19 protein-coding genes and 1 other annotated feature are annotated in these 14,506 nt (G+C 38.1%); of the genes, 18 read left to right on the forward strand and 1 reads right to left on the reverse strand.

Annotated elements, in window-relative coordinates; translation table 11 throughout:
• Positions 1 to 62 precede the first annotated feature (62 nt).
• The 5 genes from flgK to P0N36_RS00825 all read left to right on the forward strand — a co-directional run bounded on the left by flgK (position 63) and on the right by P0N36_RS00825 (position 5,219).
• Complete coding sequence (gene flgK / locus P0N36_RS00805) at positions 63 to 1,781, forward strand: flagellar hook-associated protein FlgK (protein WP_275840801.1); 1,719 nt, start codon at positions 63 to 65, stop codon at positions 1,779 to 1,781.
• A gap of 11 nt (positions 1,782 to 1,792) precedes the next feature.
• Positions 1,793 to 3,079, forward strand: a complete 1,287-nt coding sequence (flgL, locus tag P0N36_RS00810) for a flagellar hook-associated protein FlgL (protein WP_275840802.1) — start codon at positions 1,793 to 1,795, stop codon at positions 3,077 to 3,079.
• A 109-nt stretch (positions 3,080 to 3,188) separates the two neighbouring features.
• Positions 3,189 to 3,647 (forward strand): flagellar assembly protein FliW, encoded by a 459-nt coding sequence (gene fliW / locus P0N36_RS00815; protein WP_275840803.1) that lies wholly within the window; start codon positions 3,189 to 3,191, stop codon positions 3,645 to 3,647.
• Positions 3,648 to 3,649: 2 nt separating this feature from the next.
• Positions 3,650 to 3,874, forward strand: coding sequence for a carbon storage regulator CsrA (csrA, locus tag P0N36_RS00820; protein ID WP_275840804.1), 225 nt, complete (start codon positions 3,650 to 3,652; stop codon positions 3,872 to 3,874).
• A gap of 184 nt (positions 3,875 to 4,058) precedes the next feature.
• On the forward strand, positions 4,059 to 5,219 hold the full coding sequence (locus P0N36_RS00825) for a flagellin N-terminal helical domain-containing protein (protein ID WP_275840805.1): 1,161 nt from the start codon (positions 4,059 to 4,061) through the stop codon (positions 5,217 to 5,219).
• 435 nt (positions 5,220 to 5,654) lie between these two features.
• Here P0N36_RS00825 and P0N36_RS00830 read toward each other — a convergent pair whose 3' ends face one another.
• Positions 5,655 to 6,560, reverse strand: coding sequence for a hypothetical protein (locus P0N36_RS00830; protein ID WP_275840806.1), 906 nt, complete (start codon positions 6,558 to 6,560; stop codon positions 5,655 to 5,657).
• Between the two features lie 197 nt (positions 6,561 to 6,757).
• Here P0N36_RS00830 and P0N36_RS00835 point away from each other — a divergent pair, with 197 nt between their 5' ends.
• From P0N36_RS00835 to rplL, 13 genes are all read left to right on the forward strand, one after another.
• Positions 6,758 to 6,979 carry a hypothetical protein gene (locus P0N36_RS00835; RefSeq protein WP_275840807.1) on the forward strand — a complete coding sequence of 74 codons (222 nt, stop codon included), beginning with the start codon at positions 6,758 to 6,760 and terminating at the stop codon, positions 6,977 to 6,979.
• 97 nt (positions 6,980 to 7,076) lie between these two features.
• Positions 7,077 to 7,493 carry a flagellar protein FlaG gene (locus P0N36_RS00840; RefSeq protein WP_275840808.1) on the forward strand — a complete coding sequence of 139 codons (417 nt, stop codon included), beginning with the start codon at positions 7,077 to 7,079 and terminating at the stop codon, positions 7,491 to 7,493.
• Positions 7,494 to 7,504: 11 nt separating this feature from the next.
• Complete coding sequence (fliD, locus tag P0N36_RS00845; RefSeq protein WP_275840809.1) at positions 7,505 to 8,974, forward strand: flagellar filament capping protein FliD; 1,470 nt, start codon at positions 7,505 to 7,507, stop codon at positions 8,972 to 8,974.
• Between the two features lies 1 nt (position 8,975).
• Complete coding sequence (gene fliS / locus P0N36_RS00850) at positions 8,976 to 9,395, forward strand: flagellar export chaperone FliS (protein ID WP_275840811.1); 420 nt, start codon at positions 8,976 to 8,978, stop codon at positions 9,393 to 9,395.
• An 85-nt stretch (positions 9,396 to 9,480) separates the two neighbouring features.
• Positions 9,481 to 9,657, forward strand: coding sequence for a YjfB family protein (locus P0N36_RS00855; RefSeq protein ID WP_275840812.1), 177 nt, complete (start codon positions 9,481 to 9,483; stop codon positions 9,655 to 9,657).
• Positions 9,658 to 9,860: 203 nt separating this feature from the next.
• Complete coding sequence (gene flgN / locus P0N36_RS00860) at positions 9,861 to 10,346, forward strand: flagellar export chaperone FlgN (RefSeq protein ID WP_275840813.1); 486 nt, start codon at positions 9,861 to 9,863, stop codon at positions 10,344 to 10,346.
• Positions 10,347 to 10,594: 248 nt separating this feature from the next.
• Entirely contained in the window at positions 10,595 to 10,744 is a 150-nt protein-coding gene (gene rpmG / locus P0N36_RS00865) for a 50S ribosomal protein L33 (RefSeq protein WP_125137674.1), read from the forward strand.
• Between the two features lie 32 nt (positions 10,745 to 10,776).
• On the forward strand, positions 10,777 to 10,974 hold the full coding sequence (gene secE / locus P0N36_RS00870; protein ID WP_275840817.1) for a preprotein translocase subunit SecE: 198 nt from the start codon (positions 10,777 to 10,779) through the stop codon (positions 10,972 to 10,974).
• 19 nt (positions 10,975 to 10,993) lie between these two features.
• Positions 10,994 to 11,512, forward strand: a complete 519-nt coding sequence (gene nusG / locus P0N36_RS00875; RefSeq protein WP_275840818.1) for a transcription termination/antitermination protein NusG — start codon at positions 10,994 to 10,996, stop codon at positions 11,510 to 11,512.
• Between the two features lie 130 nt (positions 11,513 to 11,642).
• Positions 11,643 to 12,068 carry a 50S ribosomal protein L11 gene (gene rplK, locus P0N36_RS00880; protein WP_275840819.1) on the forward strand — a complete coding sequence of 142 codons (426 nt, stop codon included), beginning with the start codon at positions 11,643 to 11,645 and terminating at the stop codon, positions 12,066 to 12,068.
• An 85-nt stretch (positions 12,069 to 12,153) separates the two neighbouring features.
• Positions 12,154 to 12,864: a 50S ribosomal protein L1 gene (gene rplA / locus P0N36_RS00885; RefSeq protein WP_275840820.1), complete on the forward strand. Its 711-nt coding sequence runs from the start codon at positions 12,154 to 12,156 to the stop codon at positions 12,862 to 12,864.
• A 105-nt stretch (positions 12,865 to 12,969) separates the two neighbouring features.
• Positions 12,970 to 13,107, forward strand: a sequence feature (ribosomal protein L10 leader region).
• A 43-nt stretch (positions 13,108 to 13,150) separates the two neighbouring features.
• Positions 13,151 to 13,762 (forward strand): 50S ribosomal protein L10, encoded by a 612-nt coding sequence (rplJ, locus tag P0N36_RS00890; protein WP_275840822.1) that lies wholly within the window; start codon positions 13,151 to 13,153, stop codon positions 13,760 to 13,762.
• Positions 13,763 to 13,787: 25 nt separating this feature from the next.
• Complete coding sequence (rplL, locus tag P0N36_RS00895) at positions 13,788 to 14,162, forward strand: 50S ribosomal protein L7/L12 (protein WP_275840823.1); 375 nt, start codon at positions 13,788 to 13,790, stop codon at positions 14,160 to 14,162.
• The last annotated feature ends 344 nt before the right edge of the window (positions 14,163 to 14,506 follow it).

Below are 14,506 nucleotides of genomic sequence, written 5' to 3' on the forward strand. Positions count from 1 at the left end.
CTAATTAGTTAAACTTAGTTTTAACAAAATGATGACATAAAATAGTAATAGGAGGTATGACAATGGGATCAGCATTTTTTGGTATTGGGGTTGGAACCCAAGGCCTATATACAGCAAAAACTGCACTGGACATCACCAACCATAATATCGCCAACGCTGAGACTGTTGGCTACAGCCGTCAATATGGCTTACAGTCCGCCACCAGACCATTGCCTAACGGTATGAGGGGCATGGTCGGTACAGGATCAGAAATTACCAATATTCTTCAACACAGAGACAGCTATCTGGATAATAAATATTGGAGCATGGTCAATGAACTGGGCGAATACCAAGTCAAAGATGAAATACTCAGCCAGATGGAGATACTCTTTAATGAGCCTTCAGAAACCGGTTACAGTACGTTTTTTAATAATATTTTTGAGAGTCTTCAGACCTTATCTAAGAACCCAGGCGACACAACGGTTAGAAGTGCCTTTGTGACTTCACTGGAATCTTTTGCAACCTATATGAACGATGTGAGTAAGCAATTAACCACTTTACAAAAAGAAACCAATTTTGGACTCAAGACCAATATAGACCAGATAAATTTCTTCTCCCAACAATTGGCATCCTTGAATCATCAGATTGGGAATATGGAATTATCTGGTAAGTCGGCCAATGACTTAAGGGATGAAAGAAACCGTATTATTGACAATTTGTCAAAAATAGTCAATGTCGATACAAAAGAAATAACCGATGCAAACGGCAAGAAAACCTTCCGTGTGTCCATCAACGGCCAAAGTCTAGTATATGATACAACGGCCAATTACTTAGAAGTAAAGCCGAGAACTTATCTAAACAACCCGGAAGATCAGGTAGATATGTATGACATCTATTGGAAGTCAGGAAAAGAGCTCTATCTGAACAATGATAACCTTTCAGGTGAATTAAAAGGCTACATCGATCTTAGAGACGGTAATAATGGACAGAATTTCAAAGGTGCCATCTTATCAGGCGAGGGTACCAATACGCTTGTCATAAATAATCCATCACGCACAGATATTCCGACAGCAGGAGAGATGAATATCGGTGGGACCTTGATTACCTATAGCAGCGCGACTTATGACCCAGTACTGAACCAAATGACCTTTAACTTAGATGCAGCTGCACCGGCAGGTGTTGACGGTACAACTAGCTTTATTGGCGACAACCAATCCTTTAAAGGCATACCCTATTACACACAAGAGCTCAACCATTTTGTTAGAACCATAGCAAGAGAGTTTAACGCCATTAACGAAAGCGGCAATGGTGGGACAGGTACTCAGTTATTTACCTATAAGGGTTATACAGGCACACCCCCTCTTGATGTGAATGATCCAACCAGTTATGAAAAGATGGACATATATAACTTTACCGTAAACCAAGCGGTTATAGATGATTTATCGTTGGTAGAAACATCAGCGACAGTAGATTACGGAGAAAGTGCCAACGACTTAATCTTGAAGCTCATAGAAAAAAGACATGACTCAAATATGTTCGCCAAAGGAAAACCGGACAACTTCATGCAATCCCTTCTTGGAACCTTAGGGATCGATGCCAAGCAAGTCATAAGTTTTAAAAAGGGTCAGGAAAACCTCATGCTCCTAGTGACCAATCAAAGATTATCCGTATCCGGTGTGGACTTAAATGAAGAAACCTTGAATATGTTGAAGTTTCAGCAAGCTTATAATGTATCGGCTAAGATTATCAGTGTTATGGATGAGATTTATAATGTGACCATCAATCAGATGGGCGCGAGATAAGAGGTGATTAGATGCGTATAACCAATTCAATGATGACCAACAACGTACTTCTGAATATTAATAGGAATAGAGAAACACTTAGTTTATACGAAACACAGATGGCTACAGGCAAGAAGATTCAAAAGCCTTCAGACAATCCCATCGTGGCTATTAGAGCCCTGAAGTTCCGTAACAATGTAAACGAGATTAAGCAATATCAGACCAATGCAGAAGATGCTATATCATGGGCAGGCGTTACGGAGCAATCGGTTACCAATGTAACGGAGATTTTGAAAAGGGTTCGAGACCTAAGTGTTCAAGCCACTTCAGACATACTAAATATTGATAACAGGAAAAATGTGGTAACGGAAATTGAACAGCTTATGGAACAGTTTGTGAACGAAGGCAATACAACCTATGCCGGCCGTCATGTTTTTTCCGGTTACAAAACCAACATGCCCCTGGTATTTACTGAAACATCGGGGGACACCTATGAACTCACACAAAGCTTCAAGGCTTCAGATGTGGAAAAGACGAAACGGGTGGTTGATAATGAAATTATTGATGTGCACAGAATCCGTTTAGGCTATACCAATGTTTCTAATCCTGATACGACTTCACTAACCCCCCCTTTTACAACAGTTAATACAATGAACGCCGCAGATCCAGGTGCCATGACCCCTGTTCTTGGTGAGGTGAATTTTATACAAGATACGGGTGAATTGATTTTTCATCCTGATGATGTTGTGAATATTCCTGATCCCTTAGATTTTACCTATGAAAAAACAGGTTTTGATAAAGGGGATCTTATGCCGGAACATTATTACGATGGGCAGAATTTGACTACAGGTACTGTCTTTACTGTCAGTAATGAGAAAATGCTTTATCAAGTTAGTTACAGTCAACAGATGTCCATTAATACTATGGGCTATGACGTCATTGGGATTGATTTGGTTCGAGATATAGAAGAACTGATTAATGCCACAAAAAGCATCACAGATGATGAGACCTTAACCACCGCCCTTCAGGAAGACTTATTAGGTGATGTCTTTAATAAGCTTATAGGAAAGATGGATAAACATATCGGTACATTACTCAACACCAGAGCTGAGATTGGTGGTAAGATTAACCGCTTAGAATTAACCATTAACAGGCTCAGTGAAGACAATCTGAATTTTACAGACTTGCTATCTAAGAACGAAGACGTGGACTATGCAGAGGTCATCATGAAGATGGCGGCTCAAGAAATGGTTTATAATGCAAGCTTGTCCGCATCCTCTAAAATTATTCAACCGACTTTATTGGACTTTATTCGTTAATGAAGAACAAAGAGGTGGTTTAAGAATTATTTGCTAAATAGAGTTAAAAAAGATATTATAGATATAATATCGAAAAGAAATAATATAGAAAACATATAAGGGAGTGTCTATGATGAAAATTAATACCAAGCATTTTGGAGAAGTAGAAATCGATGAAGAAAGAATTGTAGTGTTTGAACAAGGCATCTTTGGATTTGAAGACAGTAAACGCTACGTTATGCTCTATGAAGATGAAGACACAAAAAATGGATTATGTTGGATGCAATCGGTCGATGATGAAGGTTTGTCTTTGCCGGTCATCAACCCTATGTTTTGGTTTCCAGACTATAGCCCGGAAGTGGCAGATGAGCAGATTGCAAGAATCGGTGCGTTGAAGGAAGAAGACTTGAATTTGTTTTCCGTTGTTGTGATTACTGATAATATAGAATCCATGACCACCAACTTGAAAGCGCCAATTGTTATAAATATCCAGACAAAAAAGGGTATGCAGGTCATTGTAGCCAATGAGGAATACGAGATTAAGCACAATCTCTATGAGCAAATGAAGCTTATGAAGGCTGGTGAATAATCATGTTGGCCCTATCAAGAAAGCTAGGAGAGTCCATTATCATTAATGATGACATTGTCATTACAGTACTAGATATCTCAAGAGATCAGATTAAGATTGGCATCGAGGCGCCTAAAAGTGTCCCTATTCATAGAAAAGAAGTTTATCTACAGATTCAAGAAGAAAATAAAGCCGCTGCCGCTGGCAACGACAGCGCCCTCAGCAAGCTGAAAGACTTTATGAAATAAAATAAAACTTTTTTGAATTTACTATTAAGGTCTTTGAAAAAAGGGACGATATATTACCTGTAACGAACAAAGCTCGTTGGCCAACGAGTGCCAGCATGGAAGCTGGCATATTCGACACTAACTTGGTTATTGTAAAATCTAAGTACAATAGCCAAAACTCATGAAATTCAAGGAGGAATAAATTATGAGAATTAATAACAATCTAATGGCAATGAACACACACAGACAATTAGGTATGGGACAAGCAAACGGCGCTAAATCAATGGAGAAATTATCATCCGGTTTTAGAATCAACCGTGCTGGCGATGACGCAGCTGGTCTTGCAATATCTGAAAAAATGAGAGGCCAAATCAGAGGCTTAAATCAAGCTTCAAGAAACTCTCAAGACGCTATTTCTTTAGTACAAACTGCTGAAGGTGCTCTTAATGAGACTCAAGCGATTCTTCAACGTATGAGAGAACTTGCTGTTCAATCTTCAACGGATACGAATGTAGACGTTGACCGTGGAGCGCTTCAAAACGAAGTTAATGAACTTGCAAAAGAGATATCTAGAATTTCAGGTACAACAGAATTTAACACTCAAAAATTACTTGATGGTAATTTTGAAGGTACATTCCATATTGGCGCTAATGAAGGACAAAACTTGAGTTTGACAATCAATGCAATGGATGCAAATACTTTGGGTGTTAGTGGAGATGTTTATACAGCAATTGATTTAGTTGGTAACACTGATCTCGAAGTAAGAAGTTTGACGGGTGATGCATTAGCTATTAATATTACAGTTGGTGGTGATGCAACGACTGCAGCAGATTTTGCAATTGATACAAGTACAGAAGGTGTAATAGCTGTAACTCTTGCATCTGCAGTTGATAGTGCAGATTCTATTACAACATTAAACAATCTTATGGCAGAATTGAATAAAATTGGTGGATTTGAAGTATCCGTAAAAGAAGGTTCAACAGTTGTGGCTGGAGATTTAGCAGCAGCCGGCAATACTACCGTACCAACAACGCTTGATGAAAACTTTGAAGGTACTATTAATGGAATTAATATCTCAACTCAAGAAGTCGCTTCATCAGCAATAACTACTATCAATGATGCACTTGAATCAGTATCAGCTGAGAGATCTAAGCTTGGTGCAGTTCAAAACAGATTAGAGCACACTATCAAGAACTTAGATACATCATCTGAGAACTTACAAGCTTCTGAATCACGTATCAGAGACGTAGACATGGCGAAAGAAATGATGGAATTCACTAAGAATAACATCCTTACTCAAGCTGCACAAGCGATGTTGGCTCAAGCAAATGCTGCACCTCAAGGTGTTTTACAACTTCTGAGATAAGCATTAAGGGTCCTATAAGATGAGAATCTTATATGCACATTGGGTGAATTGCTGGAACTTCCTTAAGCTCTACATACTACAACGTAACTGGAAACGGTATGCGTGAATGTTTGAAAAATATAGAGATTGGATAATCAGCAGCCAAGCTCCTGTACCGAAAGGTTGGAGAAGGTTCAACGACTAGGATATACCATCTAAGGCGAAAGCTATGATGATGAAATCCGTAGGATCAGAGGTGGTCTGAAGTGCCCAACAACCTAATGGTCATTTATTAAAGACAAAATGACTGGGTTGAAGATATAGTCTGGCCGTTAATGAAAGTTAATGGATGGTCCGCAAGCAAACCAAGCACCTCAAGGCGTACTTCAATTATTAAGATAATTAAAATAGTTTAAGCATTAAGGGGTCAGGGGATTTTTCCTCTGACTCTTTTTATCATTTTTCATAGCGGTCAATGATGATTTCATGATTGGGATAATGTATTTGATATCTGGCTTTTGTGGAAATGAGAGCGGATTCTAGATCCATTTTATAGTGCATACATTCTAGTAATGGATGTTGATGTTGAATAATTTGAAGGAAGAAGATAATATGATCTCTATAGTTACACTGTAAGACATAGCCTTTACCATCTTTACGTTTCTTCAAGATGAATTGAATGCCAAAAGTATCAAGAATATGTTTCTGTAATAATATGTTTTCATTTTCTGAAAAAGATTGAGAATAGATTGTAATTCTTGGAAAAAGATGAATTCTGTTTTTTCTAATATATCGATCAATAACAAGTGTACCATCATCTAGGTATAGACAGAGCAGTCCAATGGGATGATTGAGTTTGGTAAGAATTTGAGGTGTAATTCTTTTACGCCCATTACAATAAAAAAGTTTATGATAATAAGTATATAAAAGGTTACTTGGAGATTTAATACTTGGCGCTTCATATTGATCATAATACTTGAAATCAAGAGAGGCCAGCATTTCTGCTTTCCATGCGCGATAGTCAGCTTGTTTCCTGCATCCATGTTCACGATAAAATGATTCTTTGCTACGCCCATAGCAGGCTAGGCTCCCATCACCAAGCAAACTTCCAACAATAATATTTTCTTGAATTTGTGATGGCTTGTACTTTATGATGTTGTCTTCGTATGCCAAAGCTCTTTTGTGTTGTAACTCACGAATAAGCTGTTGTTTAAATGCATGGCTTTTTGAAATTTTGTTTTTTGAAACGATGCGTCGAAGCTGATAAATTGATAGATTAAGCTCCTGAGCTAGTTTTTCAGTATTCATATTTGGATATTTCTCTTTGATTATTTTTAACAGTTCAGTATTTATTTTAGTCATTGAAGTCACTCTCCCTATTCAAGAAATCATCAGAACATACGTTCTATTTTATTGTATCATATTTTAATGAAAAGCATTAGAAAAAGTAAAAAATAAGGCTAAAGTCTTAGGCAGAAAATGTCCATAGGACAGTTTCTGGGTAGACCGAGGGACAGTTCTTGCGGTCAGCTTGGGACAAGTGAAAGGAAGTTTTGTAAATGCAGAATGAAAGAGCTTTACTTGAAGCGGAACTTGAAAGAGTCAAACAAAAAATCGTACTACTTGAAGAAACAGAAGTACGTCTATTAAGTATGCGTGTTATTGCCCAGGATGCGGCAGATAGAAAACTGGATCAAAAAGAAATAAGCGCTTATCAAAGTAGATTAAGTGAACTCGAAGCCGAAGTACGCTTACTAAGCGCAGATCTGAATATAACTTAAACCGAACTTAATACCTTAAATGATCAATCGCCTATTAACTTTCAGCTTGAGAAGCCGATATATAATGTAGGATATAACAATACAAGGAGGTATTACTATGAGAATTGATTCGGTTGGCGGTGCAAACACGATGCCAACACCCCAAAGTGTAGAACGAGTAGGTAGAACGGAAGCTCCAGCTCCAATACAACCTGTGAAAAAATCAGGCAATCAGAATGCATCAGCGGCTAAGCAACAAGAACGTATTCATGTTGATGCAGAAGTGGCAGCGGCAGAAAACACACTTCAACAAGAACAGCAAGTGATTAAGGCTATAGAAAAAGCCAATAAACACATTAGAACCTATGACAGACGACTAGAATTCTCTATACATGATACGACCAAGCAGATTATGGTAAAAGTTATTAACACAGAGAATGATTCAGTCATACGAGAAATACCGTCCGAAAAAGTTTTAGATATGGTCGCCCATCTGTGGGAGATCTCAGGCATACTTGTGGACGAACATAGATAGGAGGTACTTCTATGGCAATACAATTTACAGGACTGGCTTCAGGCCTTGATACTCAGAGTATTATAAGAGATCTTATGAAAGTAGAACGAACAAGGGTGGTGACTGTAGAAAAGGATAAAGTCTTAGCCGAGTGGAAAAAAGAAGCTTGGTCATCCGTAAATGCCAAACTTTACAGTTTTTATAAAGAAGAGCTTTTTTCTTTCAAATCAGCAGGTACCTACAGTAAGAAAAAACTAACCAGCTCCAATGAGAGTATGGTTTCTGTTAATACATCATCAGCAGCCATAAGAGGCAGCCATAGCATTGAGGTTACGACCATGGCAAAAGGCTCTTTCTTATCAGGGGACACCTTAACAGATGTTACGGCTTCAACGACAGCCGGTACGATGATGGGATTTGACGCTTCGACCACAAAAAATCTCACCTTCAGTTTAGATGGCGGAAAGAATACACAACAAATAACCATCGAAGCCAGTGATACTATGGCAAGCATTGTCAAAAAAGTAAAAGACTTAGGTATGGATATGAATATAAGCTATGATAGCAACTTCAATAGAATGTTCCTATCCTCTACCAATACAGGTGCAGGTGTTGAGCTTCAAGTAGGTGGTGACGCACAAGCCTTAGCTGGTCTAGGGTTTACAAATGTAAATGGATCTATTGGTAATGATGCAGCCTTTAAATATAATGGTACAGATTTGACCAGTACTACCAATGAAGTGGTTGTTAACGGTTTATCCTTTAACATATTAGGTGAAGGTGGTAGTTCTACGATTTCCGTTACCCAAGACACAGAAGCCATATATGATTCAGTTAAGAAATTTGTCAACAAATACAATGAACTTATGTTGGAGATGGATGAAAAAATCAGTGCAGATTCAGCCAGAACCTATAAACCATTAACATCAGAAGAAAAAGAAGCCATGACCGATGAAGACATTAAGCTATGGGAAGATAAAATAAAAAAATCCCTGCTAAGAAGGGATGACACCCTAACAAGTATTATGAGTGGTATGAGAAATACTTTAACTTTATCTTCCGGTGTGAACACTGTTGGCTTTACTTTTAGAAGCTTCAGCAGCTTAGGTATTGTTACGGGTAGTTATACTGAAAAAGGTGTCTTACATATTGAAGGCGATGAAGATAATAGTTTATACAGTGTAAAAGAGAATAAGCTCAGAAATGCGATTGAAGAAGATCCGGATGCTGTTATGGAGCTTATGACAAGTCTAGGTAATAAACTTTATGAGGACATGAGCAAAAAAATGCGATCATCTTCACTTAGTAGCGCGTTGACTTTCTATAATGATAAAAGTATGGATAAACAAGTAAAAGATTTTGATGCAAAAATGAGTGATCTTGAAATACGTCTATCTATGATAGAAGACCGTTATTATAAACAGTTCACGGCAATGGAACAAGCCATGCAACAGTCCAATTCAACAAGCAACTGGTTAACGCAACAATTAGGAGGTCTCTAAGATGACAAGTAATCCATACACAAAAATAAAATCTAATTCCATTATGACCGCCTCCCCTCAAGAATTAACGTTAATGCTCTATGATGGTGCCATCAAGTTTGGCAATCAAGCAAAAGTGGCCATGGTGGAAAAAGATATCGAAAAAAGCCATAATCTGATTATGCGGGTGTTGGCCATCATCGAAGAATTCCAGATCACTTTAGATAAGAGTTATGAAGTTGCCGTAGGTCTTGAACTCATGTATGATTATATTAGCAGAAGGCTGATGGAAGCCAATGCATCTAAAGATCCTGAGATACTTGAAGAAGCCATAGGATTTATAAGAGATTTAAGAAATACATGGAAAGAAGCTATGCAACTTACAAAACAAGGAAATACAGGGAGTGAAAATTCTCTAAACTTGACAACGAAAGCACAATGATTTAGACTTATGTAAAAGAATTGATTAAGTTAAGAATTGGTATCACGTGAACTTTTATAAAAGTAAATCATTAGGAGTGAGTTCTATGGATATAGCAGCAATGTCTATGATATTATCCCAAGGCCAAGTGAGACAACAAGCCGGCATACAACTGGCTGCCAAGATTATGGATATGTCAGAAGTTCAAAGCAATGAACTTGTTAAGAGGATGGAACAAAGTGTAACCCCGGAAATCGGTCGAAGCATCGACATACAGATATGAACAATTTGCTTTTTAATTGTTCACGGAGGGAAAACACCTATAATCTTTCAGCCAGGTATCAAGGCTGAAAGCTCAAATTTTCCTGAAAGTAATGAGTAATGAGGATCTGGTCAATGGACTGGGTCCTTATCATTTATTCTCGTGGTGGTAAAATACATCATAATTTGTTATACTCTTAATTAGTAGAAAAAAGGTGGTGCGTTATGGGCGACATGCATGTACAAGTGGATATCCTTCTGGATGCGTTAGAAAGAAAAAAAGTTTTATTAGAAGAGATTCTGGCATATACAAAAGAACAATCGGACTTGCTTGGGAAGGAAGACTTTAATACCACAAGTTTTAATAACATTATGAGCAACAAGCAAATTCGTATCGATAAGCTGATTCAGATTGATGAAGGTTTTGAGAGCGCTTTTGATAGAATCAAGTCGACCTTAAAGTCTCAACCGGCATTATATAAAGAAGCGATTGGGAAGATGAAGCAATATATAACGGATGTAAGTGACTTGGGTGTGGAGATTCAAGTGGCTGAAATGCGTAACAAGCAAAGGTTTGATCTTAAGAGTCAGAACATCAAAGGCGATGTTAAGAACTTTAGGAATCAGAAGTCAGCGGTCTCTAGTTACCACAACAATTACAACAAGCAGAAGAAGGCAGATCAACCCCATTTCTTTGATTCTAAGAAATAGATGACAGTCGTAACCTTATATTCTAGATGAAGCTTGACGATTTATTACTATTTTACACTATCCATTGTATTATTATCAGCTTTTTGAGTGTGACCTTTGAAGCTGTTAAAAGAGCTTGACAAGATGTTGTACCTATGATAAATTTATAGTTGCACGTTTGTAGGGCTTTTTTTTATGCGCTATTTTTAAAAAGAAAGCAGCTTCAAACACAACATATTTTAACAGTAGAACAAGTGGAGGTGGAAGTTGTGCGCGTTAAAATCACGCTAGAATGTACGGAGTGCAAGCAAAGGAATTACAATACAACCAAGGAAAAAAGGTTGCACCCAGAACGTATGGAAACAAAAAAATATTGTAGATTTTGTAGAAAACATACCAATCACAAAGAAACAAAATAGTTTTCTATAAAAGCACAGAAGGAAGTGAAACAATGGGTGATTCAAACACTACGAGAAAAACTGATTTTTTCAAAGGTCTGAAAAGCGAGTTTAAGAAAATCGTATGGCCTAGTTTCCCAGTTTTAATGAAGCAGACAGGTATTGTTATCGCTGTTTCATTAGTTGTCGGCGGTATAGTTGCAGGAATTGATACAATATTCGGTGCAATTGTACGTTTCTTACTACTATAAACAACAGAAGGATGGTTCTATGTCTGAAGAAGCAAAATGGTATGTAGTTCATACCTATTCAGGGTATGAAAACAAGGTGAAAGCCAACATTGAAAAGTTAATTGAAAACAGAAAACTACAAGATCAGATTGTAGAAGTTATCGTCCCCCTTCATAAGGTACTGGAAGATAAGAATGGTCAGCGCAAAGAAGTAGAGAAAAAACTCTACCCAGGCTACGTCATACTCAAGATGTTGATGAATGATGAGACTTGGTACGTTGTACGTAACACAAGAGGTGTTACAGGCTTCGTAGGACCGGGATCCAAACCAGTGGCTTTAACAGAAGCGGAAATCAAAACCATGGGCATCGATTTACATATTACAAAGATGGACGTGGCTATTGGTGATACGGTAACGGTAACAGATGGACCATTCGATGGTTCGGTTGGTGTCGTAAAAGAGATTCACGACCACAAAAGAACCGTTATTGTTAATCTGTCAATATTTGGTAGAGAAACGCCGGTTGAATTGGACTTTTCCAATATGGTAAAAGTCTAGAATCGTAACAATTTGTCCATAACGGACAAGTGGGAGGGAAATCCCCGTAAATACCACATCGGATATAGCTGATTTCCCATAGGCGCTTTGCGCTATTAGTTATATTTTAGAAATCAGGAGGTACGCTATCATGGCGAAAAAAGTTACAGGACTTATTAAATTACAAATTCCTGCTGGGAAAGCAACACCAGCACCACCAGTTGGACCGGCTCTAGGTCAGCATGGTGTCAACATTATGCAGTTTACTAAAGAGTTCAATGCAAAAACAGCGGATCAACCAGGTATGATTATTCCTGTTGTTATTACTGTATATGCAGACAGAAGTTTTAGTTTCATCACAAAGACACCACCTGCTGCGATTTTGCTTAAAAAAGCATGTAACATTAAATCCGGTTCAGGTGAACCTAATAAAACAAAAGTGTCTAAGATTTCAAAAGCAGAAGTTCAAAAAATTGCAGAGCTTAAGATGCCGGACCTAAATGCGGCCAACATCGAAACAGCGATGTCAATGATCGCAGGAACAGCAAGAAGCATGGGTATTGTTGTAGAAGACTAACAACAAACCGGACAATTTGAAAACATCGGTCGACCGATAATCCGTGGAAGGGTAAAACCCGATACTACCACAAGGAGGTATAACAATGAAAAAAAGCAAAAGAAAGATTGAATTACATAAATTAGTTGATAAAACGAAGCAATATGATCCAGCAGATGCTTTAAGCTTAGCTATTGAAACAGCAAAAGCAAAATTTGATGAAACCGTAGAGGTCCATGTTAGACTTGGTGTTGACGGACGTCATGCTGAGCAACAAGTGCGTGGTGCAGTTGTACTACCACACGGTACTGGTAAGAGTGTTCGAGTGCTTGTATTTGCAAAAGGTGCAAAAGCAACAGAAGCAGAAGCAGCAGGCGCAGATTTTGTTGGTGCAGAAGACCTGATTCCAAAAATCCAGAATGAAGGATGGTTGGAGTTTGACGTTGTCGTTGCAACACCTGATATGATGGGTGTGGTTGGTCGTCTTGGTAGAGTCCTTGGTCCAAAAGGCCTTATGCCAAACCCAAAAGCAGGTACTGTAACCATGGATGTAGGTAAAGCAATAGAAGAAATCAAAGCTGGTAAAATTGAGTATAGATTAGATAAAACGAACATCATCCATTGTCCAATAGGAAAGGCTTCTTTTGGCCAGGAAAAACTTGCAGATAACTTCCACACTTTAATGAATGCAATTATAAAAGCAAAACCATCCGCTGCAAAAGGTACCTACCTTCGTAGCGTATCCGTAGCTTCAACAATGGGCCCTGGCGTGAAGGTAAACCCAATGAAGTTAGACAGCTCAGTAGCAAAAAAATAATATATCATGCCTTTGGATCAGCTGTTATGGCTGATCTGAGGGTAAAAAATAGTTGACATAGGGTCTGGCATTTGTTATACTCTATCTCGCAGGTCAGACGGATTCCAGATGACCACTATATCGCTGTAGACAGTAGGTGCGTAAGCATAAAGATATCATTCACCTACCGAGGAGACTTTTTTATCATGAATGATGATATGAATCGACCTTTGTCTATTGACAAGGGTCTTTTGTTTATAACAAGTCTATGGCAAGCCCCAATAAATAATTCAAGGAGGTGTACTAAATGCCAAGAATCGAAGAAAAACAATCAGTAATCAAAACCATCAAGGATTCAATAGAAGGTGCAACATCCATCGTGTTGGTTGACTACCGTGGCCTTTCCGTTGAACAAGATACTGAACTTCGTAAGTCATTGCGTGAAGCCAATGTAACTTACAAAGTGTTTAAGAACTCAATGATGAGTTTTGCATTCCAAGGGACAGAATTTGAAGCATTAGAAAAGCATTTGGCAGGACCTAGTGCAATAGCCATCAGTTATGAAGATCCTACTGCAGGACCTAGAGTGTTGCTTAAGCAATCAAAAGCATTCAAGAACCTTGAGTTCAAAGCTGGTGTTGTAGAAGGTGTTTATTATGACGACGCAACGATTGTCAAAATTGCCGCTATTCCATCTAGAGAAGAACTGCTTTCAAAATTACTTGGAAGTATCAAATCACCAATATCTACATTTGCACGTACCATCAAAGCCGTTGCGGATAAAGCGGCTGAAACTGGCGTGGCGACAGCTGCAGAACTTGTTTCTGACAATGTAGCAGTTGTTGCTGAACCTGTAGCAGAAGTCGTAGAAGAAGTTGCAGTTGAAACTGAAGTAACCACAATAGAAAAAACAGAATAATAATAATATACGGAGGTGTCATACAATGGCAAAATTATCAACTCAAGAACTCATAGAAGCAATCAAAGAATTAACCGTACTTGAACTGAATGAACTTGTATCAGCATGTGAAGAAGAATTTGGCGTGTCAGCAGCAGCGGGCGTAGTCGTAGCAGCAGGCGGCGGCGAAGCAGCGGCAGCAGAAGAAAAAACTGAGTTTGATGTTGAGTTAACATCAGCAGGTTCTCAAAAAATTAAAGTCATCAAAGTTGTAAGAGAAATCACCGGCCTTGGTCTTAAAGAAGCAAAAGACTTAGTTGAAGGTGCACCAACAGCAGTTAAAGAAGGCGTAACAAAAGCTGAAGCAGATGAAATGAAAGCTAAGCTTGAAGAAGTTGGCGCTGAAATTACACTTAAATAATATTATATCTAACCCCTGGATTGCATAATCTAGGGGTTAATTATCATCATTAAACTAGAACAAAAATTATTTGTTTTAGTTTTTTTGTATAATGGCATCAATGGTTAAGTGGAACTTACAAGATGGTTTTCGTAAAGGTTTAGAGAAAGATCGTGGTTTTTACGAAGGTCATCAGAAAAAGCATATTAAGAATGAAACAATCTGCAATCAGAATGTATTTTTTTGTTGGAGTATTATTCTTGACACCTAATATAAGGTGTGATATTATTTGTTAATGCGTTAATATGGCTTTGTATGCTCATTTATAGGTTTTTGTGGATTTCATAAGCCATAAAAGCCAGTTA

Origin of the sequence: Petrocella sp. FN5 (assembly GCF_029210395.1) — a bacterium.
Taxonomy (GTDB): Bacteria; Bacillota; Clostridia; order Lachnospirales; family Vallitaleaceae; genus Petrocella.